This window comes from Actinomadura sp. ATCC 39365, assembly GCF_054392275.1.
Genome location: NZ_CP184335.1, coordinates 5,085,903 through 5,111,680, shown reverse-complemented (window position 1 = coordinate 5,111,680; position 25,778 = coordinate 5,085,903). Strand labels below are relative to the sequence as shown.

General features: G+C 67.8%; 32 protein-coding genes and 1 pseudogene. 23 read left to right on the top strand and 10 right to left on the bottom strand.

Going from position 1 to position 25,778, the window contains the following annotated elements; translation table 11 throughout:
• Window positions 1-3 precede the first annotated feature (3 nt).
• Window positions 4-2,715, bottom strand: a complete 2,712-nt coding sequence (locus tag ACNF49_RS25190; RefSeq protein WP_498702978.1) for a helix-turn-helix transcriptional regulator — start codon at window positions 2,713-2,715, stop codon at window positions 4-6.
• Between the two features lie 263 nt (window positions 2,716-2,978).
• On the opposite strand from ACNF49_RS25190, the gene ACNF49_RS25185 reads away from it, so the two are divergent.
• The 7 genes from ACNF49_RS25185 (at window position 2,979) to ACNF49_RS25155 (ending at window position 7,854) form a co-directional block, all read left to right on the top strand.
• Window positions 2,979-3,749 (top strand): class I SAM-dependent methyltransferase, encoded by a 771-nt coding sequence (locus tag ACNF49_RS25185; protein ID WP_482945190.1) that lies wholly within the window; start codon window positions 2,979-2,981, stop codon window positions 3,747-3,749.
• A gap of 593 nt (window positions 3,750-4,342) precedes the next feature.
• Window positions 4,343-4,495: a hypothetical protein gene (locus tag ACNF49_RS25180; protein ID WP_482945189.1), complete on the top strand. Its 153-nt coding sequence runs from the start codon at window positions 4,343-4,345 to the stop codon at window positions 4,493-4,495.
• Between the two features lie 67 nt (window positions 4,496-4,562).
• On the top strand, window positions 4,563-4,928 hold the full coding sequence (locus ACNF49_RS25175) for a hypothetical protein (RefSeq protein WP_482945188.1): 366 nt from the start codon (window positions 4,563-4,565) through the stop codon (window positions 4,926-4,928).
• Window positions 4,921-5,283: a hypothetical protein gene (locus ACNF49_RS25170; protein WP_482945187.1), complete on the top strand. Its 363-nt coding sequence runs from the start codon at window positions 4,921-4,923 to the stop codon at window positions 5,281-5,283. The genes ACNF49_RS25175 and ACNF49_RS25170 overlap by 8 nt, the downstream gene beginning before the upstream one ends.
• A 356-nt stretch (window positions 5,284-5,639) precedes the next feature.
• Window positions 5,640-6,143 carry a hypothetical protein gene (locus tag ACNF49_RS25165; RefSeq protein ID WP_482945186.1) on the top strand — a complete coding sequence of 168 codons (504 nt, stop codon included), beginning with the start codon at window positions 5,640-5,642 and terminating at the stop codon, window positions 6,141-6,143.
• Between the two features lie 27 nt (window positions 6,144-6,170).
• Window positions 6,171-6,821, top strand: coding sequence for an Lsr2 family DNA-binding protein (locus tag ACNF49_RS25160; RefSeq protein WP_482945185.1), 651 nt, complete (start codon window positions 6,171-6,173; stop codon window positions 6,819-6,821).
• A 58-nt stretch (window positions 6,822-6,879) separates the two neighbouring features.
• Window positions 6,880-7,854, top strand: a complete 975-nt coding sequence (locus tag ACNF49_RS25155; RefSeq protein WP_482945184.1) for a hypothetical protein — start codon at window positions 6,880-6,882, stop codon at window positions 7,852-7,854.
• 24 nt (window positions 7,855-7,878) lie between these two features.
• On the opposite strand, the gene ACNF49_RS25150 is transcribed toward ACNF49_RS25155, so the two are convergent.
• A complete protein-coding gene (locus tag ACNF49_RS25150) occupies window positions 7,879-8,184 on the bottom strand; it encodes a hypothetical protein (RefSeq protein ID WP_482945183.1) in 306 nt (101 codons plus the stop codon).
• 45 nt (window positions 8,185-8,229) lie between these two features.
• Here ACNF49_RS25150 and ACNF49_RS25145 point away from each other — a divergent pair, with 45 nt between their 5' ends.
• Both ACNF49_RS25145 and ACNF49_RS25140 read left to right on the top strand, forming a co-directional pair.
• Window positions 8,230-8,592, top strand: a complete 363-nt coding sequence (locus tag ACNF49_RS25145; protein ID WP_482945182.1) for a PadR family transcriptional regulator — start codon at window positions 8,230-8,232, stop codon at window positions 8,590-8,592.
• A complete protein-coding gene (locus tag ACNF49_RS25140; protein WP_482945181.1) occupies window positions 8,589-9,122 on the top strand; it encodes a helicase-related protein in 534 nt (177 codons plus the stop codon). Before ACNF49_RS25145 ends, ACNF49_RS25140 begins: the two co-directional genes overlap by 4 nt.
• Here the strand turns inward: ACNF49_RS25140 and ACNF49_RS25135 are convergent.
• The 3 genes from ACNF49_RS25135 to ACNF49_RS25125 all read right to left on the bottom strand — a co-directional run bounded on the left by ACNF49_RS25135 (window position 9,112) and on the right by ACNF49_RS25125 (window position 11,076).
• Window positions 9,112-9,468 (bottom strand): DNA adenine methylase, encoded by a 357-nt coding sequence (locus tag ACNF49_RS25135; RefSeq protein ID WP_498703835.1) that lies wholly within the window; start codon window positions 9,466-9,468, stop codon window positions 9,112-9,114. The two genes, ACNF49_RS25140 and ACNF49_RS25135, sit on opposite strands and share 11 nt — an antisense overlap.
• A 238-nt stretch (window positions 9,469-9,706) precedes the next feature.
• Window positions 9,707-9,841 (bottom strand): hypothetical protein, encoded by a 135-nt coding sequence (locus tag ACNF49_RS25130; RefSeq protein WP_482945179.1) that lies wholly within the window; start codon window positions 9,839-9,841, stop codon window positions 9,707-9,709.
• 1,052 nt (window positions 9,842-10,893) lie between these two features.
• Window positions 10,894-11,076 (bottom strand): helix-turn-helix domain-containing protein, encoded by a 183-nt coding sequence (locus ACNF49_RS25125; protein WP_482945583.1) that lies wholly within the window; start codon window positions 11,074-11,076, stop codon window positions 10,894-10,896.
• Between the two features lie 662 nt (window positions 11,077-11,738).
• Between ACNF49_RS25125 and ACNF49_RS25120 the strand changes: the two genes are divergently transcribed.
• The 5 genes from ACNF49_RS25120 to ACNF49_RS25100 all read left to right on the top strand — a co-directional run bounded on the left by ACNF49_RS25120 (window position 11,739) and on the right by ACNF49_RS25100 (window position 15,239).
• The gene (locus tag ACNF49_RS25120) at window positions 11,739-12,521 is read left to right on the top strand and encodes a hypothetical protein (RefSeq protein WP_482945178.1); all 783 of its coding nucleotides are present in this window, start codon (window positions 11,739-11,741) and stop codon (window positions 12,519-12,521) included.
• A gap of 421 nt (window positions 12,522-12,942) precedes the next feature.
• Window positions 12,943-13,845: an IS5 family transposase gene (locus ACNF49_RS25115; protein WP_482945177.1), complete on the top strand. Its 903-nt coding sequence runs from the start codon at window positions 12,943-12,945 to the stop codon at window positions 13,843-13,845.
• 36 nt (window positions 13,846-13,881) lie between these two features.
• Window positions 13,882-14,106 carry a hypothetical protein gene (locus tag ACNF49_RS25110; protein WP_482945176.1) on the top strand — a complete coding sequence of 75 codons (225 nt, stop codon included), beginning with the start codon at window positions 13,882-13,884 and terminating at the stop codon, window positions 14,104-14,106.
• Window positions 14,073-14,270 (top strand): DUF6461 domain-containing protein, encoded by a 198-nt coding sequence (locus ACNF49_RS25105; RefSeq protein ID WP_482945582.1) that lies wholly within the window; start codon window positions 14,073-14,075, stop codon window positions 14,268-14,270. Before ACNF49_RS25110 ends, ACNF49_RS25105 begins: the two co-directional genes overlap by 34 nt.
• 399 nt (window positions 14,271-14,669) lie before the next feature.
• Window positions 14,670-15,239, top strand: a complete 570-nt coding sequence (locus ACNF49_RS25100; RefSeq protein WP_482945175.1) for a helix-turn-helix domain-containing protein — start codon at window positions 14,670-14,672, stop codon at window positions 15,237-15,239.
• Window positions 15,240-15,776: 537 nt separating this feature from the next.
• Here ACNF49_RS25100 and ACNF49_RS25095 read toward each other — a convergent pair.
• A complete protein-coding gene (locus ACNF49_RS25095; protein WP_482945174.1) occupies window positions 15,777-16,145 on the bottom strand; it encodes a hypothetical protein in 369 nt (122 codons plus the stop codon).
• 254 nt (window positions 16,146-16,399) lie between these two features.
• On the opposite strand from ACNF49_RS25095, the pseudogene ACNF49_RS25090 reads away from it, so the two are divergent.
• From ACNF49_RS25090 to ACNF49_RS25080, 3 genes and pseudogenes are all read left to right on the top strand, one after another.
• A pseudogene (locus ACNF49_RS25090) lies at window positions 16,400-16,495 on the top strand (IS5/IS1182 family transposase); the annotation flags it as partial.
• A 272-nt stretch (window positions 16,496-16,767) separates the two neighbouring features.
• Window positions 16,768-16,983, top strand: a complete 216-nt coding sequence (locus ACNF49_RS25085; RefSeq protein ID WP_482945746.1) for a hypothetical protein — start codon at window positions 16,768-16,770, stop codon at window positions 16,981-16,983.
• A 35-nt stretch (window positions 16,984-17,018) separates the two neighbouring features.
• A complete protein-coding gene (locus tag ACNF49_RS25080) occupies window positions 17,019-17,555 on the top strand; it encodes a hypothetical protein (protein ID WP_482945745.1) in 537 nt (178 codons plus the stop codon).
• Window positions 17,556-17,792: 237 nt separating this feature from the next.
• On the opposite strand, the gene ACNF49_RS25075 is transcribed toward ACNF49_RS25080, so the two are convergent.
• Window positions 17,793-18,224 carry a hypothetical protein gene (locus ACNF49_RS25075; protein ID WP_482945173.1) on the bottom strand — a complete coding sequence of 144 codons (432 nt, stop codon included), beginning with the start codon at window positions 18,222-18,224 and terminating at the stop codon, window positions 17,793-17,795.
• 354 nt (window positions 18,225-18,578) lie between these two features.
• Here ACNF49_RS25075 and ACNF49_RS25070 point away from each other — a divergent pair, with 354 nt between their 5' ends.
• Entirely contained in the window at window positions 18,579-20,051 is a 1,473-nt protein-coding gene (locus tag ACNF49_RS25070) for an MFS transporter (RefSeq protein ID WP_498702972.1), read from the top strand.
• A 35-nt stretch (window positions 20,052-20,086) separates the two neighbouring features.
• Window positions 20,087-20,506 (top strand): MarR family winged helix-turn-helix transcriptional regulator, encoded by a 420-nt coding sequence (locus tag ACNF49_RS25065; protein ID WP_482945171.1) that lies wholly within the window; start codon window positions 20,087-20,089, stop codon window positions 20,504-20,506.
• Window positions 20,507-20,521: 15 nt separating this feature from the next.
• Here ACNF49_RS25065 and ACNF49_RS25060 read toward each other — a convergent pair whose 3' ends face one another.
• Entirely contained in the window at window positions 20,522-21,082 is a 561-nt protein-coding gene (locus ACNF49_RS25060; RefSeq protein WP_357988436.1) for a GNAT family N-acetyltransferase, read from the bottom strand.
• Window positions 21,083-21,114: 32 nt separating this feature from the next.
• Window positions 21,115-21,546, bottom strand: coding sequence for a MerR family transcriptional regulator (locus ACNF49_RS25055; protein WP_482945170.1), 432 nt, complete (start codon window positions 21,544-21,546; stop codon window positions 21,115-21,117).
• Between the two features lie 53 nt (window positions 21,547-21,599).
• Between ACNF49_RS25055 and ACNF49_RS25050 the strand changes: the two genes are divergently transcribed.
• Window positions 21,600-22,547 (top strand): SDR family NAD(P)-dependent oxidoreductase, encoded by a 948-nt coding sequence (locus ACNF49_RS25050; protein ID WP_482945169.1) that lies wholly within the window; start codon window positions 21,600-21,602, stop codon window positions 22,545-22,547.
• Between the two features lie 114 nt (window positions 22,548-22,661).
• Here ACNF49_RS25050 and ACNF49_RS25045 read toward each other — a convergent pair whose 3' ends face one another.
• Window positions 22,662-23,093: a peptidase inhibitor family I36 protein gene (locus ACNF49_RS25045; RefSeq protein ID WP_498702969.1), complete on the bottom strand. Its 432-nt coding sequence runs from the start codon at window positions 23,091-23,093 to the stop codon at window positions 22,662-22,664.
• Between the two features lie 128 nt (window positions 23,094-23,221).
• On the opposite strand from ACNF49_RS25045, the gene ACNF49_RS25040 reads away from it, so the two are divergent.
• The 3 genes from ACNF49_RS25040 to ACNF49_RS25030 all read left to right on the top strand — a co-directional run bounded on the left by ACNF49_RS25040 (window position 23,222) and on the right by ACNF49_RS25030 (window position 25,736).
• The gene (locus ACNF49_RS25040; RefSeq protein WP_482945168.1) at window positions 23,222-23,707 is read left to right on the top strand and encodes a MarR family winged helix-turn-helix transcriptional regulator; all 486 of its coding nucleotides are present in this window, start codon (window positions 23,222-23,224) and stop codon (window positions 23,705-23,707) included.
• 79 nt (window positions 23,708-23,786) lie between these two features.
• Window positions 23,787-25,226, top strand: coding sequence for a DHA2 family efflux MFS transporter permease subunit (locus ACNF49_RS25035; RefSeq protein ID WP_482945167.1), 1,440 nt, complete (start codon window positions 23,787-23,789; stop codon window positions 25,224-25,226).
• 33 nt (window positions 25,227-25,259) lie between these two features.
• Window positions 25,260-25,736: a TIGR03618 family F420-dependent PPOX class oxidoreductase gene (locus tag ACNF49_RS25030; protein WP_482945166.1), complete on the top strand. Its 477-nt coding sequence runs from the start codon at window positions 25,260-25,262 to the stop codon at window positions 25,734-25,736.
• The last annotated feature ends 42 nt before the right edge of the window (window positions 25,737-25,778 follow it).

Sequence of the window (25,778 nt, the reverse complement as noted above, 5' to 3'; positions counted from 1 at the left end):
TGTTTAGGGCGTCACGCCGCGCAGGATGAGGTCGCGGCGGGACATCCGCAGCTTCGTGTACACCCTGCCTAGGTGAGTCTCCACGGTTCTGACGGTGATCGACAGCCGTTCGGCGATCTCGGCGTTGGTGAGTCCCTGGGCAGCCAGCGCTGCGGTCCGGGTCTCGGCAGGGGTCAGTGACTGTGGGTCGGTCACACGACGGCGGCGGCCGTCGGCGCGGCGGAGTTCTTCGTACGCCCGGTCGGCGAGCCAGCGTGCCCCGGCTTGGGCGGCCGTGGTCGCTGCGTCGGCGAGCATCGGCCTGGCTCGCGCGGGCCGGCCGGTCCGGCGCAGCCAGGCGCCGAAGAGTAGCTGGGTCTCCACCTTCTCGAAGGGCTGGTCGGTGGTGTCGTGCAGGGCGAGAGCGGTCGCGAACTCGGCCTCGGTCACGGCGGGATCGTCGGACAGGAGGGCCCGCCCTGTCGCGGCCGCGATCCGCGGCCAGACGCAGGGGAGCCGGGACGAGACCGCTTCGAGCCGCGCGACCAGCCGCTCTGCTGATGCGCGCCGCCCGATTCTCGTGTACGCCACGGCGGCGTCCCGCGCGAAGGGGACCAGGCAGGGTTCGAGGATGCCGACCCGCTGGGTCGTCTCGTCGAGCAGGTCGAACTGCGCGCACGCGGTGGCGAGGTCGCCCTCATGGAGGGCGCGGCGGCCCCGGACGTACCAGACGACGATCAGGGTGCCGACGTCGCTCAGCCTCGACGCGCTGTGCTCGACCTGGGCGCAGCGTCGCTCGCACTCCTCCAGGTCGCCGGACAGCAGCAGGAGCCAGCTCTGAGCGGCGGCCACGTAGCGCTCCGAGATCGGGGCCAGGTCCTTGAGTGCCTGGGCCTGCTCCACGCTCGCGAAGGCCTCGCGGAGTCGGCCGATCCGCACCATGAGCTCGGCGCGGGAGGCGTACAGCATGCTCAGGGTGCCGATCGCCCCGGCGCGTTCGGCGGCGGTGATCACCTGGGTGAACGCCCTCTCGCACTCGTCGAAGCGCTCGGCCCACTTGGTGGCGAAGGCGTGGTTGCTCAGCGCCCCCCAGGTGCCCTGTACGTCGATCAGCTGGGCCTCCGGGTCGTCCTCGATCTCCCGGGCCGCTCGCCCGACCTCGTCGAGTCCGGCCAGGTCGGCGCCGATGTAGGCGATGTAGCCGTGCGCGGCGGCGACCTTCCGGCGCAGAGCCGCGCCGACGCCGGCCGCATGTTCCCGGGCGTGGTCCCGGGCCCGGGCGGCGAAGGGGAGCGCCCGGCTTCCGTGGATCAGGTGCTGGAAGTTGGCGTGGTCGAGCAGCGCCTCGACGGCGATCGAAGGGGCACGCTCGGCGGCCAGTCCGGCGGCCCGGTCGAGGTCGCGTTCGGCCTGGCGATGGTTGCCGGTGAGGAACCCGGCGCGGCCGGCCATCCAGGCGGCCTGCGCGGCGGTCTCCACGTCGGCGGCGGGATGGCGGGAGACGGCCCCGAGCAGCGCGACCGCCTCAGCGGCTCGGCCGACCGCCATGAGGGCCTGGCCCGCGGCCAGCCCCAGCCCCGGGTGGGCGTGGTCTCCGGCCAGGCGATGGGCGCCCGCCAGGTAGCGCGCGGCCGTCTCGGTCGCGCCGGCGGCCAGCGCGTCGCGGCCGACCCGTTCCAGCGCGGCGACGGCATGCCGGTCGCCGGCCAGGTTCCCGCGCAGCGCGTGCTCGGCCGCCTCGGCCCGCGACCCCCGCCGCATCAGCAGGGCGAACGCCCGCGCGTGCAGCCGTAAGCGAGTCGAGGTCGGCATCTCCTCGTAGAGGAGCTGCTGGAACAGCGGATGGACGAACTCGACCCGCCCGTCGGGAGCCTCCCGCAGGAGGCGCCCCCGCTGGAGACCCGCGACGGTGTCGTCGCCCGCCTCGGTGTCCAGGCCTGCCAGCTCCATCGCCGCCCCTGGATCGAACGACAGCCCCAGGACGCTGCCCGCCCGCGCGCAGCGCATCGCCTCGGGCGTCGCCCCGAGAAACCGCCGGACCAGCAGCTCCCGGCCCGCGAGATCGGGCGATCGCGTCTCCAGTGAGCCCAGGTCCGCGCCGTCGGCGAGCAGCCGCGCGGCGTGGTCGAGCAGCAGCGGGTTGCCCGCGCACATCGCCCACACTGTGTGAGCCATCCGGGCTGGCAGCTCGTGGCCGGTCCGCCGGGCGAGGAAGGCGGCGGAGGACCGCTCACCCAGGGGTTCGAGCTCGACCGTACGCGCGCACCCGCTCTCCTCCAGGTCCCGCGCGAGGTCCAGAGCGGCGGGCGGCCACGCCCGCAGGGCCGCCACGACCGCTACCCGGGAGGCGGCCAGGCGGCGACACAGGAACGCCATCAGCGTGAGCGAGTCGGCGTCGGCCCAGTGGAGATCATCGACGACCAGCACCACAGGATCGCCCGACCACGACCCCAGGGCCTGCCACATGCGGTGACACCGGCCCGCCATGGTGTCGGCCGGCCTGTCGCCGACGCCGAGGCCCGTCAGCGCCTGGGCCATCACGTCGAAGGGCACCCCCGACGCGATGGGCGAGCCGTGGGCGCGTCCGACGTAGAAGCCGGCACCAGCGATCCCGCCGAGCAGCCAGGTCTTCCCCATCCCCGCGTCCCCGAGGACGAACACCGCCCCGCCACGCCCGGCCCGGGCCTCCGCCAGCCGCTCACGAATGGCCTCAGCCGCAACGTTCCGCTCCCGCACAAATTCACAGTGTCGCAAAAAAGCAGTAAGGATTCCGTTGCATCGGTGGCGGGACAACCCTTACCTCTCAGCCTCTGTCGTGAATGAGAGCGTCGGCAAGCGAACAGCAAGATCTGCTGCTGCCGACTTCGATGACACGTCCAGCGACCGGTCACACACGCAGCCGCTGCCACACCCCAGAGGCGTTCCACTCGGCCAGCCGCCGCCGGCATGCTTGACCAGGATCTGCCGTATGTCGGTGCCGCCGAGACCGCTGGGCCAAAATGGCCCGCATGCCTACCATGCCCGAAGATCACGTTGAGACCGCAAACCCCTCCGCACTCAACGACTACGACAGGATGGCTGAGGGTTACGCGGCCGAGAACGAGACCAGTCTTCTCAACGCGTACTACGAGCGGCCCGCGATGCTGGAGCTCGCCGGGAATGTGACCGGACGGCGCATCCTCGACGCCGGCTGCGGCTCGGGCCCCCTGTTCGCCGAGCTGCGCGATCGAGGCGCCATCGTGACCGGCGTCGACGCGAGCGCCGGAATGCTGGAGCAGGCCCGGCGCCGGCTGGGCGCCGACGCGGATCTGCGGGTCGCCGACCTGGCCGACCCACTGCCCTTCCCCGACGAGGCGTTCGACGACGTCGTCGCGTCCCTGGTGCTGCACTACCTGGAAGACTGGGGACCGACACTGGCCGAGCTGAGACGCGTGCTGAAGCCTGGCGGCCGACTGCTCGTCTCGGTCGACCATCCTTTCAGCGTCACTCTCTTTCAGCACATGGCCGGGGAAAAGCCCAAGTACTTCGAGACTCGCAGCCGGACCGAAGAATGGACCATGGGCGGGCAGACCGTCCAGATGAAGTTCTGGAACCGGCCGCTGCACGCGATGACCGACGCCTTCACCGCGGCCGGTTTTCGCATCAGCGTCATCAGCGAACCGCCGTTCGTACCGGAAGCCCGCGAACTGTTTCCCGAGGAACTTCACGAGTTCGAGCCCACCCGCACGAGATTCCTGTGCTTCTTGTTCTTCGTCCTCGAAGCCGACTAGGCACCCCGTAACAATCAGTCGTGGTGACTGAGCGTTTTAGACGGGCGATTCCCGAACAGAAGCGCTCGGTCACAGCAGGAAAGGTCCCTCACCGGCCCTGCTTTTGACAGAATCGGTGGTCCGTCTGCTTTACAAGTGCTGCGGTTGAGTCATGACAGTACGCGACTCCTGGAGGTGCGGTCGGAGTCCTGCGGCTTGGAAGAGCTGTTCTGCGCTCCCTCCCAGAGAGCAGTCGCGGTGTTCTCTGTTGCTGGGCCCGCAGTGGCCACGCCGATGGAGCGGGACGTGGCGAACGCCGGCAGGTGAGCTGGTATGCCCGGCTCCGGAGCCTGACGGCCGTGCCGACGTTGGAATGCGTACTGGTTCGCCTGCTCTTCTGGCGAACAAACCAGCGCCACCGCACAGGGCTGCAATGCTTCCGCGAGCACGTCCCGGATTTCTAGGTGGTGCTGCGAGACGGATCAGGATGGCTGTTCGATGTCCGGCCCTCTCCGTTGATCCGGGATCGCGACGACGTGGCCGTCGCCGCAGCGCGGGAGGTGGCGTGGGCGGTCGGGGGGCGATATGCGGTGGTGGCGAGGTGGCGACCTCACGTGCTGTCGGTGATCGACGCGATGTCCGCGCAGCGCCGCCCGCTGCAAGACCCGCTGGGCTTACAGGGACAGCTGCTGAAAGGGCTGGCGGCCGGGCCAGCCGGGTTCGGCGCGCTCGTGGTGCAGACGGCGCACGCTTGTTGTCACCGATGAGGCGGGCACCTGTCACCTCGGATGGAGCCCCTCGATTGACATCCGCACCACCCATAAAGATCTGCCAGTGGAGCAACCGCTGAACCGAGACGAACTCCTCATGCTCCTCGACACAGCAATCGGAGCATGCAGAGCGGCCCGCGCCGCTCTCGCCGACAACGGCCAGTTCACCATCTGGGACGGAGACGTGCCGGCATCCGAGTTGGCCACAACGTACAGGCGACGACTCCGCTTCACCACGACACGCGGTCCCCGAACCCAGGCCCTTCAGCAGACCGTCGACACTCTCAACAGCCTCGACCAATCCCCGATCCGGCTCGGTTCCATCACTTCAGCCGACCGAACCTGGAACTACATACTGTTCCTCACATCGGACACCACCAAGGTCATAGCCTGCACCGGAGTTCGCCAGAGAGGATCCGAGGATGACTGAACCGACCGACATGAGCGAGCGCGAATACTTCAACCAGTTCGCCAGGCGCACCGGCATGTTCATCGGCCGCCCATCGCTGAAGGGCGTGACAGCCTTCTTGATCGGCTACGACCAAGCTGCTCGCCGACATGGCGGACCAGGACTCGACGGCTGGCGCGAATGGCTGATGGCCCGCCATCAAGTCGGCACCAACCTCGTCTGGGAGGCCCAGATCGCACAGATCGCCCTCGGCGAGTCAGGAGTCGGACGGGACCTCACTCCGGACGAGGAGACCCAGGTCACCAACGTCCTCTTCGACCTGCTCGACAAGTTCTTGGCCGACCAAGAACGAGCCCGCCAGCACCCGCAGGCATGAGCGAACCGCGCCCACTTATCGGAATGCGCGAGACCGCGCCCCATCCGCGGGCCGCGGCCGATCCGATCGCACAGTCACAGATGACATAAATCCTGCCGATATGACCGTGGCTCGGCTCTCCCGGGCAGGGCTCGCCTACTCATCATGGCCAACTATCGCCCCTATGGGCCACTATCGCTCCCATTCTCAGGAGATTCGGCCAGAGAAATGATGACGGTCTGGCGCCGGCGGCCGACGCTGACGATGGCATCGGCGTACGGCGATTCGTTCACGTCGTGGCTGGAGGCGAGCACCACGACGGCCCCGAGCTCAGGATCGATCGGAAATGTCAGTACGTGATCATACTCTTGCCGACCATGACCACCACTCGCACCGTCTCGTTCGACCTCTGGGTTTCCTATGGGCAGGCATATCTCGTTGATGACACTGACGACAACCCGGGCTACGCCACCTTTGCCGATGACCATCCCGATCACCCTGTCGGAATCATCCGTGTGGAGGACGGCGCAGCTCTCCTGCTCACGGGCACACACACGGGCACCCTTGGCTTCTCGGCGACCGTGGCCGACCAAGCCCCGGGAGCGGACACCGACGGGTACGAGGACATTGTGGAGATCAGCTTTCAGTCAGAGGCCGGACGACTCTCGCTATGCGAGTGGGGAGGCGAACGCGTTCACGAGATTCCCCAGCTGCCCTCGGGGCCTGGGTGGTATCGGTTGCGCTATCACGCGGTGAACATGGACGAGGATTCGGCAGCGGACGACCGTTATCTGCTGCAGATCTGGCCACAGCCTGAGTCCATTCCCCAAGTGGTCAAAAGCACGAGCGCGCAACTCGCCTACTGGCGCAGCGCGGGCTGACGTCCCGGCTTCAGAACGTTTCTGACCATGCCCGATGCCCCCCGCATCACCTACCGGGCGCCCAAGCTCGGCCACACCCAGGTCCGGGATTGGACGAGAGCGAACGGCTACCCGGTCAGTGAGCGGGGCCGGACAGCTCCAGAAATCACGGAGGCCTTCTTCGCCGACCATCCTGAGATCCTGGAGCAGGCGGACACGTTCGAGATGGTCCGTGCTACCGCGAGAACCCCCGGCGCGTCACCGGAGGACTATGCGTGGGAAAAAAGCAGCCGACTCGGAGAGGGCCAGCAGTGCTCACCCGCGACCATCCGGTATTCCTGCGGCGCGATCTTCGCCATCATCCCTCCCTTGCCGCCCCCGGAGGGCCAAACAGTCGACTTGCTCGACCTGCGGCCTTACGTGTTTCCGCAGGCCGATCTCCGATGCGATCGTCATCAGCCCCCAGCGTCTCCAGCACAAACCGCCGAAAGATCATCTTCCGCCAGAGAGCGCAGCGCGTACCGGCCCTTGAGGAATGATCACCATTCAATATTCCCGAATGCCGCAGATGGCATCATTTCTCACAATTCGCGCACATTAGAGAAAACCGCCCAATGGGCGATCGAAGGCGCGCATGGCGAACCACCACACCGATATCGGCGAAAGAAGCCAGACAGGGTTGGACGTTGCAACCACTAATGGCACTTCACTTGACCGTCCACTACGATAAGGCCATGTCTGTTACACGATCGGATCTATGCCCATGAGCGAGTCCCGCAAGGATGCGACGAGAATTACTCGCACCGAATTGGAGCATGCCAACCTGAACCGCTACTATAAGTGGTACTTCGACGACGTCGACGCCCCTGAGTTCACTGGACAACATCCTGTCGCCGCATATCGCGATCCACACGCACTCCAGGGCACCATTGATCGCCTAGCTGGACTCGCACAAGACTTCACATGCTATCAGTCGGCATCAAAGCGTCAGCTTGAAGCGCACCGCAAGGCATACCGTGCGGAAATAATACGCCAGATGGAAACGCACTACGACATGGCGCCCATGTCATCCTGGAGTGCCCTAATTCATCGAATAAAGAATCGGGCGAAGGCGAGCGCGGACGGCTCAGTACTTGTCAGTCTTGTCTTCTGCCACCCAAACTCTCTCGTCTTTCGAGATTTAAAGGAAAGCTATACATACCTCAATCTCCGCTCCGGGACTACCTGGGATCTAAATTTCCTTGGATATCACACATCTAGGATAAAGCTCAGCACAAGACCCAGCATACTAGGCGTTCCGCAATGGCGATTCGATGCTAGAGACTTCATAGGCCTGACAGCCGCAGTCGAGGAGCGACACAGAACCACCCTGACCGCATCTTGCAAGGTCCAGAACAGGTCACCATGGCAATTCTCCGGCACTGCCGATCTCGTAAGCTTTATGGCATATCGAGACTTCCCTGGCTTGATCGACTGGCCTTCTCTACAGTCCGTCACGCTCCTGGATGCCCAAGGCGCATATGCCGATAGGAGCTTGGCACAGATTGTCGAGATTCTTTGCGACTGGCGCGAGGATGAGCCAGAGCTTCGGAATCTGGCTCCAGGAGAGGTGCATCAAACGGGAGTTTCAGTCCTCGGACTACGCTCCGCCCTCACAGCCTCCGCCGCTGTTATTGCAGGTGGGATTGCAGGAAACACAGCTTACGATTTGCTCAAGCAAATTATAAGCTGACTCAAGACCTCCACTAATGCACTTCTACTCATCTTTCACGGCAGTCACTGCGTACCGGCGCTCGAAGATCGACTTCGGAATCGGCCAGAATTCGCCCGAACCGTCGTGACACACATAGTCACCCAGGCCGGCACGACGCTTACCCTCCGACGTCTGGATATCCACATACTCGCCAGCGCGGCCACGGATCGCGGTCTGCCCGACGATGCCCCGCAGATTCGAGTACCTGTTGATCCAGGACACGACGTCCTCGACCTGTCCGCCGACGACTTTCACCGCCTCGACCAGTTCGGGCGCGTGCTGGTACTCCTTGATGTCCACGATCAGCATCTCCCTCAGCGCACGGCGCTTTTTTTGAGTAGGTAAGATAAGGGCATGGCAGGTCTACAACGCATCACCCAGCCCACACTGGACGTGCTGGAAGTGCTGCTACGCGCCCACAAGGAGGGCGACAAGATCCACGGCTGGGCAATCATGAAGGAGACGAAGCGCTCCGGTCCGACCGTCTATAACGCCCTTGACCGCCTCGAAGACGCCGGATGGATCACTGGCGAATGGGAAGAGCTCGAACCGGACGCGAATCGGCCACGACGCCGCTTCTATAGGCTGACCGGCGAAGGGGCTCCTGCAGCTTACGCGCTCCTTGCCGAGCGACGACCCGACGCAGTGAAGACCCGGCCGACGTTCGGCTTCGCCCCGCTCAGCCTGTTTCATAGGCTGCTGGCTGGTGGCCGGTGACCAAAGAGATCGTGTTGCTCGTCCTTGGGGCACTGCTAGCAGAAGGGACGGAGGTCGCCCCCTGGCTCGCCAAGCGACTAGTCCGCTGGTCAGCCTACATCCGTCACCTCGATCGGAGGCGAGCCGAGGTTCGAGCCGAAGAGTGGGAAGCGATCATCGAGAGTCGGCCTGGCAAGCTGTTCAAGTTGGCCACATCCTTGCTCTTCGCCCTCCGCGCTGGAGCGGCCTGGGGCTCCCGCTTGCGGATATGGATTCAGTTGCATCGCCAGGTCAAGCGCGACCTTGACCATAGACATCCCGACTCGTCCGCTCGGGCCATCTTTGAAGCCGCCGCCAAGGGCGAACATCTGGTCATTTGGGCAAAGACCGGCTCTGGAAGGACTGTGGCCCTGGCCAGCCATCTAATAGAGACCGGCATCGACATCCGCGATGTGGAGACTCTGATAACGGTCCTTCCCCCGCTTGATTCGAGCTCATGGGTCCAGGCGTCGAGCCGAGTAGGCCGGTGTCACCGATCCTCTAACGATTGACCCACACCGACTCGACGGCGTGCCGCCGTTCATCCGAGCTGGAGGCACGCACCCGGTAGTCGATGCGCCGCCAGTCAGCGAGCAATTCGTCATACAGCTCGGACCGGTAGCCGGACAGCGTGATCGCGGACTTGCACGCGGCGAGCACTTCAAGGAGGCGGCGGTGCTCGGGCTCGCGATCCGTCTCCTTCGCGTATTGGCCGCTACCGAACACGTTGCGGGTCGAGCGCAGGTACGGCGGATCCACGTACATCGCAGTCTGCGGCGAGTCCATGCGCTCGATCAGCTCGAACGCGTCCACCTGCTCGATGAACGCTTCCCGGAGCCGGGCCGCGTGCCAGCGCAGCGTGCCCGGTCCTCCAGGTACCGATCGATCGCGTACCCCGTCTCCACCGGTAGGCAGCGCTTCTTCGGCTTGGCACCCTTGCCGACAATCTGGAGTGTCCGTAGCCCTCGCTCGTGCCCGAGCGCGCTCAAGTCAGCGGAGACCGCTTCCTCGATGCGAATGCCGGTATGCAGTAGGACTCGGACGAACGCCGAGGTGCGCAGCCGGGCCGGCCCGTGGTCAGCGTCGGCCGCACCGATCAGGCGCGGGCCTCGTCCCGCGTGAGCGCGGTTGTCTGGGAGTAGCTTCGCGACACCTTCGGCCGTCGCGTCCGCTTGAACCGGTTGGCGTCGACGATCTCCTCGTCGGCGAGGTAGTCATACCAGGACGACACGGCGGAGATGCGCCGCTGCAAGGTCTTCGGGGGATCGGCTTCTCGGCCTGGAGGTCCAACCACCGCTTGTAGACGTCTCCGTAAGGCTTGCGGGCCTGCAGCGGATCAAGGCCGGTCTCGCTGCAGAACTTGAACCACCGAGCGATTTCCAGACGGTAGGCGTCGCGCGTGTTCTTCGAGTCGAACGACAGCAGCCACGCCATCGTCGTGTCCTGAACGACTCCGAGCAGGGTCGGCGGGAAGGCGATGCCACCAGCGTTGCTCGACTCGCGAACGAGGTCGGCAGTCATGTCTCGACGCTAGCAGAAATGATCTATGGACATAACCTGTGATTATGACCAGCTCTCAATGATCGTGAAAGCTGCATGCGGAAGGTCGCGATTCGGTATCTCCGCCCGACCTCCCCCGCGCGACACGATCCAATGAGGGGCTGAAGGACGACGAGCGACTAACCCGCTACCAACGGCTTTTCTGGCGGCATCGGTGCTCCTGGGACTCATTGGTATGGTCGGCGCAGCCATGGTGATCGTGGGCAGCTACGTGGATGGCCTAGAGAAGTGGACGGACATCGGCCTGCTGCCCCTCATACTCGCCGCTGCATGATGTGGCTGCTGGCACGGAAAGTAGACGCATCGCGACTAGCCGAGGCCAGAGAGGACCCAAAGGAGGTCCTCCAGCGGCGAGTCCAGCGCGTGAACAACGCCATGGCCACCACTGCGGCCGAAATGCAGGCGCTCCAGCGTGACCTCGAAGCACAGCAGGCCGCCAGCGCTGCACTGCTAGCCCAGGCCGAGAAGCAGCAGCGGCTCTTTGGAGATCAACCAGGAGCAGGCAGAGAGGATCCGAACCATCCTCGTCGGCGAGACCAAGGCGCTGGTTCCGATCGAGGTAGACCTGGTCCCAGTTGAAGGACGCGCCGGTTGCGAGGGCCAGGTGCAGCCGGATCCATACGTCGGCGACGGCCACGCTCGACTGGACGTAGGCGTTGTCGAGGAGGTTGTTGGAGGCGTCGTCGAGGAGTTCGGCTGCCTTGGCCGCGGCCTGGTCGGGGGTCACGCGCGCGCTCCGGCCGTCTCGGTCGCCTGCGGAGCGCGGGTGTCGCCGCCGCGGCGGCGTAGTTCGGTGCCGGCCTCTTCGAGGAGGCTGTGGACGAATCCGTAGCTGCGGCCGAGGTCGCGGGCGATGTAGCGGATCGACTCGCCGTCCGCGTACTGTTTGGCGACCGCTGCGGCCAGCTGGGCGCGCTCGGCGCCGACGATGCGCTTGTTCTTCGGGAGTCTTACGAGGGGCCTTCCTGTTCAGGCGGCGCGGCGGAGGTGTGCGCGTAGCTCGTCGCGGTCTTCGGGGGCGGGGGTATGGGGTCGCCGCGCCAGATACAGCCCTCGATGGTGGCGACGTCGTTAAGTCGTAGACGACCTCGCGGCCGGCGCGGCCGAGGACGCGCGCCTTGTAGCGGCGGGCCCACTGGCGGATGGTGCCGGGTTCGCGTTCGAGGCGGTCTGCGGCTTGGCGGGCGGTCGCTGGGTGCACGTCTCACCTCCGCTGGGGTCGCGCATGTGGACGCATCAGGCGATTCCGGACACGCGAGCACGCAAATCGGCGCGCTGTAGTCAACACTGACAGGCGAACTCGCTCACCGAAATCAGAGGGTGGGCAGAAAGATGATCTTGCCAGATGCGCTCTCAATGCTTCATCCGGAATTTCCGCAGGTCACGGACTTGAGCCGTGCGACAGGCACAGATCACCCGCGACACGGAGTGTTACACATCGATACGAGTGGACGCAACAAGAGCCAAATCCCCCTCGGCCTCGATGCACCTGCCGTATGGCGGCAACTCGCACGTGCCGCCCCCTCGTTCAGCCTCGCAGCAGGGATGCGATGCGACAGAATGAGGCCATGGCACGAAAGCGTGCACAGCGCTTACCAACAACCAACCCTCCACGCCCCACAGCACAGCCCAAAGCCCAGCGCCGGTTCAGATTCAAGCTCCGAAATGCCCGCTGGAACGTCCAAGCCTGGGCTGCCATCGCCACCGTCCTGGCCGGACTCGCGTCCGTGCCAGCGCTCATAATCTCCCTCAAGGCTTACAGCCTCGCAGATCAGCAGCGGGAGGACGCGCTGAAGCAGCGGGCTGAGGACCGGAAGCAACGCGAACAAGAAAAGAGCGAAGCCACAGAAGCGGAAAGATCAGCTTTCGCCCGACGTGTCACCATCCAAGGCGGATCTGACCCGGACGTGGAGAAGGGGCCATCACCGTCGGAAAGGACCTTGAAGTTCAAGTGGCATTACCGCAACGGCAATGGCAAGCCCGTTTATTTCTTCCTCGCCTGGCAGGGACCGGACAAGCTGGCGAAGGTCTACCGGTACTCCCTTGAGCCGTGTAGCGAAGGCGTCATCTCACGCCCCGCAAAGCTCTCACCGGGGAAAGTCGAGGCAACGCGGTGGGCTCCGATGGTGTCAGACGTCGAGCTTGCGTGGGCGCTCCCTGATATCAAAGCAGGCTACACGCTGGCCAGCGACACCGGTCTCTTAACCGCTCCTGTTGTTATCCAGGACTGGATCAATACGCAGGGAGGGCTTTCCGCTAGTGGCAATGGCGGAAAAGACACCCCCGGCCCTGGTTTTGATGACGCGAAGGTGGACAGCAGCAAGCAGGGGCTCGCGGCCTGCGTCGCCTAAGCTCGCCAGGTTCACGCCCCAGCCTCGTCGGCGATCAGGCCCCGCTCCTCGACCTCGCTGACGTGATTCCCGCACGCCCCGCACACGAAATACCCACCCGCGCGTCCCAGCGGAGATTCCGGTCACCGCACGAACACCGCGCCAGCGTCCAACTCGGCGGTTCGTCCTCCACCACCCTCCGCAGCCGCGACTCCCAGCCGAGCGCAGATCTACACGATCGTCTTCGTGCGCGGACTTGGCGAGCACGACGTGCTCCACCGACTCGGTGCCGCGGACGAAGACATCCGGCTGATCATCGACGAGGACTACTCCTAGAGCCTGTCTCGAAGTGTTGATCAACGGCGTGTCGAAGCCGGACACGCAAAGAGGTCTCCGGTAAAGGGTTCAACGACCAAGAAGAACCTCATACCCCGGAGACCTCGTGGCCACCTTAGCGGTGACGCGGCGGTTCGACCTCACCGATGCGCAGTGGACGCGGCTGGAACCACTGCTGCCGGTACCCAAAAGGCCAGGTCGGCCGTCGCAGTGGAGCAAACGTCAGCTGATCGATGGAATCCGCTGGCGTGTACAGGTGGGTGCGCCGTGGCGAGACGTACCGGAGTGTTACGGCTCCTGGCAGGCGGTCTACAGCCTGTTCCGCCGCTGGCAGCGTGCCGGCCTGTGGCAGCAGATCCTCACCCACCTGCAGGCCCTGGCCGATGCCACAGGCTTGATCGGCTGGCAGATCGGGGTGGACTCCACCATCTGCCGCGCCCACCAGCACGCCGCAGGCGCCTCCCGGTACAGCGAACAACAGGCTGAGCCGCCCGGTGGCGCCCATCCCGAGCCCGCCGATCACGCCCTCGGACGCTCCCGGGGCGGTCTGTCGACCAAACTGCACCTGGCCTGCGAGCAAGGACAGCGCCTTCTCGCCCTGGTGGTGACAGCTGGGCAGCGCGGCGACGCGCCACAGTTCCCCACGGTCATGGCCGCCATCAAGGTGCCCCGGCTCGGGCCCGGCTGCCCACGAACCCGACCCGAGATCGTCCGCGCCGACAAGGCGTACTCCGCCCGTGCGATCCGGCAGCACCTACGCGCTCGCAAGATCCGATGCACCATCCCCGAGCCGGCCGACCGCATCGCCGCCCGACAGCGGCGTGGCAGCCGCGGTGGCCGCCCGCCGTCCTTCGACGCGGCCGACTACCGCGCCCGCTCAGCCGTCGAGTGCGGCATCAACCGCCTCAAACGCCATCGCGGCATCGCCACCCGGTACGACAAACTCGCCGTCCGCTACGAGGCCACCGTCCATATCGCCGCCATCAACGACTGGCTCACCATTCTTTGAGACACGGCCTAGACTGAAGGCCCCGCGATCATCACCGTGAGGCGCATCGGGGACTGGACCGTCGCCATTGAGGACTGCGGCTGGCCCGCACAGTGGGAGACTCTGGCCGCCTTGTCCGGTGACGGCCGTGAGGCTGTGACAGTGCAGCGGCATGACTACGCCGCCCAGCACCACCTCGCCTACGCCGTCGACGGCGAGCTCGTCACTGACATCAACCCCGCTTTCCCATTGACCGGCGTGGCGCGGATCCCGATCGGCTGAATCGTCACCTCCGTGAACTGAGCATTGATCCGGCCGCCGACGAGCACATCGACAACCCCATACCAGCCGCCCTGGCAATCGCCAGCCGGATCACCGGCGCCCTGATCATCTCAGAGCACCTTCGCCGCCCCGTTCTCGGCGCCGCCATACCCGGGGCCTACTGATCACTTTGACCACCTTTCGTGAGCTCGGCACCATGCCGACATGAGTGCCGGCCTGATCATCGCGATGCCTCTCCGCCAGCGGGGGCTCATCGACGCACCCATGGACAATGACTCCAGCGTCGAGCCAGCGAACGGCAATCGCCAGCGGGCCGACCTCGCGTGCAGCATCCGCAGGGCCGGTTGGGATCAGATCGCCCACTGGACACCCGGCGTTCCCGAATCACGCTCGTGCCCGCCACCGGGCGTCACGAAGCCGCGCCCAAGAACGCGGACTCCGAGAACCGATTCTCTCCCGGCTTAAGCGCACGGGGTCCGAGCGCGGCTACGCCCCCAACACGCGATTTCAAGATCCAGTAGGTGTCTTGAGTATCTTCACCTCCTGGTCTTACCGTCGTGGCCATGCGCCAGATCGACGACGTGGACGTGCTCAAGGTCATGACCAGCCGGTTCCGGATGAAGCTCTACAGCCTCCTGTTCCGGATCGGCCCGGTCACGGTGAGCGAGCTCGCCAGGCGGATGGACGCCGACCCTGGCCAGGTGAGCTATCACCTGCGGCAAATGCAGCCTCATGGGTTGATCGAGGACGTGCCGGAGCTCGCCCGGGACAGCCGGGAACGCTGGGTGCGGGCGGCTTTGAGCGGGTGGGCCTTGGTGAGGGACTTCGAAGCCCCAGAGGCCAGAGCCGCGCTGCAGGCGTGGACTTCACAGTGGGTGATCGACCAGTTCGAGCGACTGCGTGACTTCGAACGCACTCATATGACGCTTCCCGAGGACTGGCGCCATGCGTCCTTCGGAAGCAGCCGCCACCTACGGCTCACCAAGGATGAGCTCACGCAGCTCGACGACCAGCTCAATGCCGTCTTGAAGCCGTGGCGCGAGCTGACCCAGGCGCGCGTCGAGTCGAGCGAGCCTCCGCCGGACACCCGCCCGATCTTCATCTTCTACCACGCGTTCCCGGAAGAACCCTGAGGAGCCTTTCGTGCATCACTTGCAGGAAGAGCTCATCCGCGCAGACCTGGCTGAGCGGCGAGCCGAGGCCGCACACCTGCAGATGATCCCGCCGCGCTCGCGCCGGCGTGCTCTTCGACGCCTCCGCGGGCGGTTCGCGGCCACTCTCCGCCGCCTCGCTGATCACCTCGAACCGGCTTTGGAGCCCCGAGGTCGCCAGCCGACCCGCTGACGCCGAAGTACTCCGGCATGACCAGCCGAGACACCGACCGTCGCATGCTCCCAACGCGGGCCGAGGTGAGCGATCTTCGGCCGGATACTGTCAACGTCGATGACGTGAGCGACGGCTCTTCGACGCCCGCCGAAGCGACAGTGCCCAGGTCGGGAGCAGCTCTCACTGTCATCTTCGCTGCTTCCAGACATCCCTCGGGATGGCGGCCCCCGGGGTTCCGAGTGGTCACCGACCCCTCGAACCCACCAAGGCGTCCTGGGGCCTCTCTGAGCTGCTGTTCCGTCCAGCGATCCATCTGGCACCCCGGAGGCCGGTGTCAGGCCCTGTCACTCCAGTTCTCCGATCGCAGCCAACGCGTGACCACCTTCGCCTTTGCATGTCCAAAGCGCCGCCCTGTCCGCCTGCTTCGGATGCAACCCGAGAGAGTGTGCTGGACAGGTCGGCCAGATCTTCCCGTCCTGCTCGGCGATCACTGCCTGGGCCAGATCAGCGATCAGGACGAGGGTGGCAACCGGCTCATGCTCTTCGTCATCACGCACGCCGATGCTGGAGTATCGACCCTTGTATTCAACGCGCAGGTAACCGAGGTCGTCCCACTCCGGGGTGTCGAATCCGAGTCGTCCAGCGACATCGGTCGCGTCCATGTCGTGCTGAACGGCGAGCACCGCGTTGTCCAGAACCTTGTTGGCGGTCATGTCCCACAGCCTGGCGTAATGTCGGACGGCTTTCGTCGCCGAAATCCCAGCCTGCTGGTCACAACATGATCGCGGGGCAGTAACGGCCGTCTTCGATCGTTCGGAGGACGCGGACAGCCTGGGCGATCGCGCCGGTCATCGCGGGTACGCACGGAGACGGATTGGCATGACAAGAGGCTCTCGGCAGCACAGCGGCCGACCAAGGTTCGATGCCACGGTGGCGGCGCCTGGATGCCGCCCGGCAAGCCCAGCTGGTTCCGGCCCACCTGCGCTGCTGTCCGCACCGTGCCACCCCGATCACGCAGGCCGTTCTCGTCCTGCAGCTCATCGAAGAGGGCCGCTGCTCAGGACGGAAGGCGTTCACTGGACCGCAAACCGCTGATCGCACAAGGCGTCCGGCGTTCACGCTCGCTGACAGCTCATTCGGCAACGTTCGACCACGGTTGACCGGTTGGGGCTGGCCGGGGATGAGCGAACGTGAGTACTTCCCCCTCGTGGCCAAGCGGTTGGGCATGTTCGTGGTGGGGGCGCGTCTTGCCGGCGTGGAGGCGTTCCTGGACGGCTATGACCAGCACGCGCTGCGTCATGTGGTCCCGGCCTGCAGGGTTGGCGGGAGTGGCTGGTGGCCCGGCGGGCCCGGGACTGCAACCACGGCTGGCATGGGCAGGTGCGTCATATCGCTCTTCCTGACGGATGGAAGCATTGGGAACTGGCCCATGACGAGGAGGCCCAGGTCATCGAGGTCCTCTTCACGCTGCTGGATGAGTTCCTCGCTGCCCGGGAGGCATCAGACGCGAGCGGTGCCCAGACCGACGCCGAAACTGGTCGATCTCGATGACGCTCACGGTGGCCTTGTCGCCGATTCTCTGCCACATGGACGAAGTCGCCGAGGTGTTCGATGGCCGCCACGACACCGCACAACCGCTGCCCCGGATGCAACGCCTTCAGACGCCCCTACAGCTGAGGTTTGCGATCACCGGAAACCGTTTCCGACGAGCAGATGGAGGCCGTGTGTCGGTCAGCGGTTCGCGTTCGAGAGCCTTGGCGTTCTTCGGCGTCCTCACCGCTGCGGTCTTCGTGATCGTGGCAATTGTGGCCTTCCGTGGTAGCGATGACCAGCGATTCATCCGCTCGGCGGCGGAGATGGAGACGTTCGCACGCACAGTGAGGGAGGGTGACCGGCTCGGCCCCCGCACCATCGGCGGGATGGATTTCGAAGAGGTCCGCCGCGAGCACGGCGTCGTCGTCTTCCAGCAAGGCGAGGCCCTGCACAGCCCCTACGGCTACGCCTGGAGTCCGCAGGGCGATCCGGCTCCGATCCTTGAGGACGTGGAGTGGTCGGAGGACCACGTCGATCACCATTTCGAGCATCTGGAGGGCGCTTTCTACTCCTGGCAGGGAAGGCGCTGACACACGACTGCCCGGTGAGGGGACGGCACGCGACGTCCGGAACAGCCGGGCACCACAGATCTCCATGACCCCGGGCCAGAACGGTTGATCTTCGGCGCCGTACTGCCGACTTCGATGACGCGAGCGCCGGGTTCTCGACAGCGACCGAAGTGACCGTGCCAAGTTGAAGGCAGGCCATCGCCGTGCTCGCCACGTCCGGACAGCCGTCCGGACGTCCACGGCGTACGGGTCAGCCGGTCAGGCGGGTTCGGACTTGGGCGGCGGAGGGGGGTCGAAGGCTTCCAGGAGGGTGAGGGCCTGGCGCCAGGCGGCGGCGGCGTCCGGGAGTGCGGCCGCGTGCAGGGTGTCGCCGAGCCGGGTGAGCGTGTCGGCCTGGTGGTAGCGGTCGCCGGCCTCGCGGAAGAGCTCGACCGCGCGTCCGTACCAGGAGGCGGCCTCCTCGTGGCGGGCCAGGCGGTGGCAGGCGTGGCCGAGGCTGTCGCAGGCGTTGGCCTGACCGAGGACGTCGCCGAGCCGCGCGGCGGCCGGCGCGGTGGTCTGGACGGCCAGGTGCTCGTGCCGCATGCCGCGCCGATCGAGGAAGTCGGCCAGGGGCCAGGCGAGCTGCCAGGCGTGGGTGTCGAGCCCAGGGCTGCGGCCCGCGTCACCGCGGCGACGAGCACGGCGCACTCGGCCGTGAACCAGGCCAGCGCCCCCTGCCGGTCCACAAGCCCATCACGGCCGCCCCCGCCCGCGCCCGCCGACCTCCTCGGAGGCGGTCCCGACGCCGGACGGCAGCTCGTCGCAGGTGGTCCGAGCATAGGAGGAGGACGGTCGTCGGAACGCCGGCCGTGGTGGACCTGCCGGCGGTCCTCCTGCTGCCCGAGGAGGTGTCGGTGTACGCGGTGACCGCGCTCACGGTGGCCGCCGCGACCTTCCTCGACTAAGCCGTACGGCCCCTGGACGCCCTCACGGGGTGCCAGGGGCCGTACGGCGTTCCGGGGGCGGGCGACATGTGCTTAGTTATGCGAATATAATCGTTATATGCATATAACGAGTAGAGCGCCCCTCTCCCCCGCCCCCGCGCTCAGCCCTCGCCGGCGGATGCTCGTGCTGGCCATCTGCTGCATGAGCCTGTTCATCGTCGGGCTGGACAACACGATCGTGAACATCGCCCTGCCGGCCATCCGCCGCGACCTGAACGCCTCCATGTCCGGCCTGCAGTGGATCATCGACGCCTACACGGTGGTGCTGGCGAGCCTGCTCATGCTGGCCGGCTCGACCGGCGACCGGGTCGGCCGCCGGCGCACGTTCCAGACGGGGCTGGCGCTGTTCACCCTCGGCTCGCTCATGTGCTCGCTCGCGCCGGACCTCGGCTGGCTGATCGCGGCGCGGGCGCTGCAGGCCGTCGGCGGGTCCATGCTCAACCCGGTCGCCATGTCGATCATCACGAACACCTTCACCGAGCCGCGCGAGCGGGCGCGGGCGATCGGCGTGTGGGGCGGCGTGATCGGCATCAGCATGGCGCTCGGCCCGCTGGTCGGCGGCACGCTGGTGGACTCGGTCGGCTGGCAGGCGATCTTCTGGATCAACATCCCGGTGGGCCTGGCCGCGTTCGCGTTGTGCGCGTTGTTCGTGCCAGAGTCGCGTGCGCCGCGCCCGCGCCGGGTGGACCCGGTCGGGCAGGCGCTGGTCATCGTGCTGCTGGCCACCCTGACGTACGGCTTCATCGAGGCGCCGGCAGCCGGCTGGGCGTCACCGCGCACGCTGGGCTGCTTCGCGGTCGCGGCGCTGGCGCTGGCCGTGCTCGCGCCGTACGAGCTGCGCCGCACCGACCCGCTGATCGACCTGCGCTTCTTCCGCAGCGCGCCGTTCGCCGGGGCCACGGTCATCGCGGTGTGCGGCTTCGCCGCGCTGGGCGGGTTCCTGTTCGTCAACACCCTCTACCTCCAGGACGTGCTGGGCCTGTCCGCCCTGCACGCCGGCCTCTACACGCTGCCCATGGCCGGGCTCACCGTGGTCTGCGCGCCGCTGTCGGGCCGGATCGTCGGGAACGCCGGCCCCCGCGTCCCGTTGCTGGTGGCCGGGGTCACCATGGCGGCCAGCGGCCTGATCATGACCGGGCTCGCGGCGGACACGCCGACCTGGCGGCTCATGGCCGCGTACGTGCTGTTCGGGGTGGGGTTCGGCATGCTGAACGCGCCGATCACCAACACCGCCGTGTCCGGCATGCCGCGCGCCCAGGCCGGCGTGGCCGCGGCGGTGGCCTCCACCAGCCGCCAGATCGGCCAGTCGCTCGGCGTCGCGGTCATCGGCTCGCTGGTCACCTCGGCGGTGGCCGGCCCGTTCGCCGCCGGGTTCCCGCAGGCCAGCCACGTCGGCTGGTGGATCGTCGCCGGGTGCGGGCTGGCCATCCTGCTGCTCGGTATCCTGACCACGACCGGCTGGGCCCGCCGCAGCGCCACCCGTACCGCCGAACGGCTCGCCCACGCTCCCGACAGAACGGCGGACGCTTGATAACCAAAACCCCCGGCAGTTCCGGACACGACGCCGTGGCCCGCGTCTGGGCGGCGATGTACGACCTCGTCCTGCGGCAGGAGGACCGCCGCAAGGAGGTGGCCGAGACGCTCGGCATGAGCTTCTTCCGGGTCAAGGCGCTGCGCCGCCTGCTGGCCGGGCCGATGACCATGCGGGAGCTGACCGCCGAGCTGTCCACCGACAAGCCGTACACCACCCTGATGGTCGACGACCTGGAGCGGCGCGGCCACGTGACCCGCAGCGTCTCCCCCGACGACCGCCGCAGCAAGATCGTCACGCTGACCCCGGCGGGGACGGCCGCCGCCGAGGAGGCCGAGCGCATCCTGGCCCGTCCGCCGCGTTCCCTGCTGGCCCTGGACCCCGGCGACCTGGCCGCGCTCGACCGCATCATGGCCCTCCTGCTCACCCCGGAGGAGCCGGCCCGCCCGAGGTGAGGCCGGCCAAGAGGGTCAGCCCTCGAACCAGGACAGGCGGGCGGCGCAGAGGGTCTGCTCGGCGCCGAACTCCTCGAAGCCGGCGACCGGCCGGAAGCCCAGGCGGGCGGCCAGTCTCAGCGATCGTTCGTGCGCGGTCCTGGTGACGACCAGCACCGGCTGGTCGGGCAGTTCGCCCGCCGCGGCGCGCAGCGCGGCCGTCGCCGCCTCGTGGGCGAGCCCGTTCCCCCACGCCGGGCGGCGCAGCACGTAGGACAGCTCCAGCTCCTCGCCGTCGCCGGTCACGTGCCCGGGACGTCCGGCCGCGCGGCGGTCGAGCGCCAGCGTCCCGAGGAGCTGATCGGTGACGAGGTCGGCGATGACGTAGGCGCCCGGGGCGGCCGTCGCGGCGGCGGTTCCGGCGGCGTCGAGGAAACGTTCGACGTCGTCCCGCGGCCGCGGGCCGCCCAGGTGCTCGCGCACCTCGGGGTCGGTCATCAGCTCGACGAGACCGTCACGGTCGCCGTCGTGGGCCTTGCGCAGCAGCAGGCGTTCGGCGCGGATCTCCGTGGCGGACAGCGTGGGCGACGGGCTCATGGGTCCTTGATCCTAGGACAGCCCCCGCCGCTCTACGGTGAATGCGACGGGGGCGGCGTCGGCGACCAGACCCCGGCCGCGGTCCCGTCCCGGACGTGCCGGCGGTAGGTGACGACCTTGCCGTGGATGATCTCCAGGCTCGCCGTCAGATCGGCGATCCGGTCGCGGACGGCCCGCTCGTGCTCCTCCAGGAGCGCGAGCCGCTCCGGCTCGTTGCCCGGCCCCGAGCGGACGAGGTGGGCGAACCTCCGCAGGGTGGCGATCGGCATGCCGGACTCCCGCAGCCGGTTGCACAGCAGCAACCACTCCACGTCGGCCTGGTCGTAGGCCCGCTGCCGTCCGGCGGTACGCGGGATCGGCCGCAGGAACAGCTCCTCCCGCTCGAAGAAGCGCAGCGCGTGGACGCCGAGCCCGGTGGCCCGCGCGACGTCCCCGATGGACAGCCGGTCCGCGTCCCTGCTCATGGCACCTCGCCATAGTTTGACCTAGATTGCAGTCTAGATTCTACGGTCGGGGCATGGCACGTACACAACACAGAATCGGCTCGGGTTTCGGCGCGCACAGCACGGCCGACGACGTCCTGGCCGGCATCGACCTGTCCGGCAGGAACGTCCTGATCACCGGCGGCTACTCGGGCCTCGGCCTGGCGGCCACCCGCGCGCTGGTACGGGCGGGAGCGCACGTCGTCGTGCCCGCCCGCCGTCCCGACGTGGCCAAGGACGCGCTGCGCGACCTTCCCCGCACGGAGGTGCGCGAGCTGGACCTGGCCAACCTCGGCAGCGTCCGCGCCTTCGGCGGCCTGTTCCTGGAGAGCGGCCGCACCCTCGACATCGTCATCGGCAACGCGGGCGTCATGGCCCATCCCCACCGGCCGGTCGGCCCCGGCTGGGAGGCACATCTCGCCATCAACCACCTCGGCCACTTCGCCCTGGTCAACCGGCTGCGCCCGGCACTCGCCGGGGCCCGGGTGGTGTCGGTCTCCTCCTCGGGGCACTTCCTGTCCGACATCCGCTGGGACGACCTCCACTTCCGCCACGGCTACGACCACTGGACGGCCTACGGGCAGTCCAAGACGGCCAACGCCCTGTTCGCCGTCCATCTCGACGCCCTCGGCGCGGCCGACGGCCTGCGGGCCTTCGCCGTGCACCCGGGCAGCATCCTCACCCCGCTGCAGCGCCGCATCCCCCACGAGGAGCAGGTCGCCCAGGGCTGGATCACGCCCGGCGGACGCCGGGCCGACGGCTTCAAGACCCCGGAACAGGGCGCCGCGACGGCGGTGTGGGCGGCCACGTCACCCCTGCTGGACGGGCACGGCGGCGCCTACTGCCAGGACTGCGACCTCGCCGAGCCGGCGACGGGCGACGACATGCTGATCGGCGGCGTCAAACCGTGGGCCCTCGACCCCGAAGCCGCCGCCCGCCTGTGGAGACTCTCCGCCGACCTGACCGCCGAGGCCGCCTGTTGACCCGGCTCACCGGCGGCGGGGCCTGAGCAGGCGCAGGACCGCCGCCACGCACGCGCCAGATACGGCGACGGCCGGCCGCCGCGGGGTCGCGGGGCCGGCCGGAGGGTTCGAAGGTCAGCCGTGGGAGTCGGTGGTCGCGGCGCGCTTGATGGTCAGCTCGTCGCCGCCGATGGAGCAGGACGGCCCGTTCGGGCCGCCGAAGCGGACGGAGTCGAAGAAGTCGCGGAAGGTGATGTAGAAGTTGCCCTTGCCACGCGGGCCGGTGACGGCCGAGCAGCCGCCGTAGTCGGCCTCGGAGTAGAGATGGATGAGCGTGTCGGTGCGGTTCCAGTCGGACTTGGCGCGGTCGCCCATGCCCAGGGCCGCCAGGTTGGCCGTGCTCGCCTGGAGCTGGACGATGTCGCCGGTGCCGTCGAGACCGGAGAACAGGCAGTAGTTGCCCTCCTGGCAGCGGTCGTACCCCGTCGCCGCCTGGGCGGGGGACGCCACTGCGGCCAGCGCGGCCACGGCGATCGGTAACGCCAGAACGTGAAACTTCTTGCCCACCATGCCTCCATGGACGAAACTTTCCTTCGGTCCGAACATACCTAGTGAGATCAACTTGCGCTAGACCGTCAGGACGGACGTTCTTCAGCGGATAATCCGCTACGGGATGAGTTGGTAGCCTCGACGACATGACTTCGATGGCGCCCTCGCGTACCGAGCACGACCTGTCGTTCCTGCTCGACCACACCAGCCACGTGCTGCGCACCCGGATGGCGGCGGCCCTGGCCGAGCTGGGGCTGACCGCGCGCATGCACTGCGTGCTCGTGCACGCCCTGGAGGAGGAGCGCACGCAGATCCAGCTCGCCGAGATCGGCGACATGGACAAGACCACGATGGTGGTGACCGTCGACGCCCTGGAGCAGGCCGGGCTGGCCGAGCGGCGGCCGTCGAGCACCGACCGGCGGGCCCGGATCATCGCCGTGACCGAGAAGGGCGCGCAGGTGGCGCGGCGCAGCCAGGAGATCGTGGACGGCGTGCACACCGCGGCCCTCGGCTCGATCCCGGACGACGAGCGGGAGGTGTTGGTACGCGCCCTGAACCGGCTGGTCACCGGCCACCTGGAGACCCCGGCCGAGGCCCCGCAGCCGGTCCGGCGAGCCAGAGAGCGCGGCTAAATAGTTCCGTCACATATCGTCTGTAACGAAACTATCTGCTACGGTCTCTTCTGTTGCACCCCTCGAACAGGAGACGACCATGTCCCTCACCTCCCGGCACACCGCCCTGGCCGTGTTGTCGACGTCCGCCTTGATGACCATCCTCGACGGCAGCATCGTCACCGTGGCCATGCCCGCCATCCAGCGCGACCTGGGGTTCTCCCCCGCCGGGCTGAGCTGGGTGGTCAACGCGTACCTGCTCGCGTTCGGCGGGCTGCTGCTGCTCGCCGGGCGGCTCGGCGACCTGGTGGGCCGCAGGACGATGTTCCTGGCCGGGAACGCGGTGTTCACCGGCGCGTCCCTGCTGGCAGGGGTGGCGAACAGCGAGGGCCTGCTGATCGCCGCCCGCTTCCTGCAGGGCGTCGGCAGCGCGATGGCCTCGGCCGTCGTGCTCGGCATCCTGGTGACCCTGTTCACCGAGCCGCGCGAGCGGGGCAGGGCGATCGCGGTCTTCAGCTTCACCGGCGCGGCCGGCGCGTCGATCGGGCAGGTGCTCGGCGGCGTGCTCACCGACGCGCTGAGCTGGCACTGGATCTTCTTCATCAACCTGCCGATCGGGCTGGCGACGATCGTGCTGGCGCTGCCCGCGCTGCCCGCCGACCGGGGCCTCGGCCTCGCGCGGGGCGCCGACGTGACCGGCGCGCTGCTGGTCACCTCGGGCCTGATGCTGGGCATCTACACCGTGGTCAAGGTCGAGGAGCACGGCTGGCTCGCCGCGCACACCCTGGCGTTCGGCGCGGTGTCGCTGGCCCTGCTCGCCGGGTTCTTCCTGCGCCAGGCCACCGCGCGCACGCCGCTGATGCCGCTGCGCGTGCTGCGCTCCCGCAACGTGGCCGTGGCCAACGTCGTGCAGATGCTGGCGCTGTCGGCGATGTTCGCCTTCCAGATCATCGTCGCGCTCTACATGCAGAAGGTGCTCGGGTACGGCGCCCTCGCCACCGGGCTGGCGATGCTCCCGGCGGCCGTGGCGATCGGCGGCGTGTCGCTGTTCGTGTCGGCGCGGCTGAGCGCCCGCTTCGGCGCGCCCGCCGTCCTGCTGGCCGGGCTGGTGCTGCTGCTGGCCGCGATGGCCTGGCTCACGCGGGTGCCGGTGGACGCCGACTACGTCACCGACCTGCTGCCGGTCATGGTGCTGATCGCGGGCGGCGGGCTGGCGCTGCCGGCGCTGACCACGCTCGGCATGTCGGCCGCCCGCCCGGACGACGCGGGGCTCGCCTCGGGGGTGTTCAACACCACCCAGCAGATCGGCATGGCGCTGGGCGTGGCCGTCCTGACCACGCTGGCGGCCTCCCGTACGCAGGAGCTGCGCGTCGGCGGGGCGGCCGAGGCGGCGGCGCTCACCGGCGGCTACCACCTGGCCTTCGCCACCTCGGCCGGTCTGCTCGCGACGGCCGTCGTGGTCGCCCTGGCCGTCCTGCGCCGTCCCCGCGCCGCCGCGTCCGCCGAGGCGCCGCGGATCGACCAGCCCGCCGCCCTCTGAACCCCTTCTCACCACGAAACGGAACCGATCATCATGACCGAGCACACGTACGGCCCCGGACAGGGCCCCGGCGCCCGCCCCCTCAGCGAGGACGAGCTCCTGCGGATCCTCGCCCGCCAGCCCTTCGGCGTGCTGGCGACGCTCAAGCGCGACGGCCGCCCCCACCTGGCCTCGATGGCCCTGCGCTGGGACGCCGCCGGACGCGTCCTGCGCATCTCCTCCGCCGAGGGCCGCATCAAGGTGCGCCACCTGCTCGCCGACCCGCGGGCGACGGTGCACCTGCAGGGCGAGAACATCCTGTCGTACGCCGTCGCCGAAGGACGGGCGGAGGTCTCCGAGCCGTCGCTCACCCCGGGCGACGCCACCGGACGAGAGCTGCTGGAGATGGCTGGCGGCTTCCCCGACCCGGCGGACGAGGCCGCCTTCCTGGAGGAGATGGCCCGGGGCCGCCGCCTGGTCATCAGGATCCGGGTGGACCACCTCTACGGCATCGCCCTGGACGCGGCCTGACCGGCGGCCCCGGGTGAGGTTGCCGGGAGCCGGAGGGCGGGC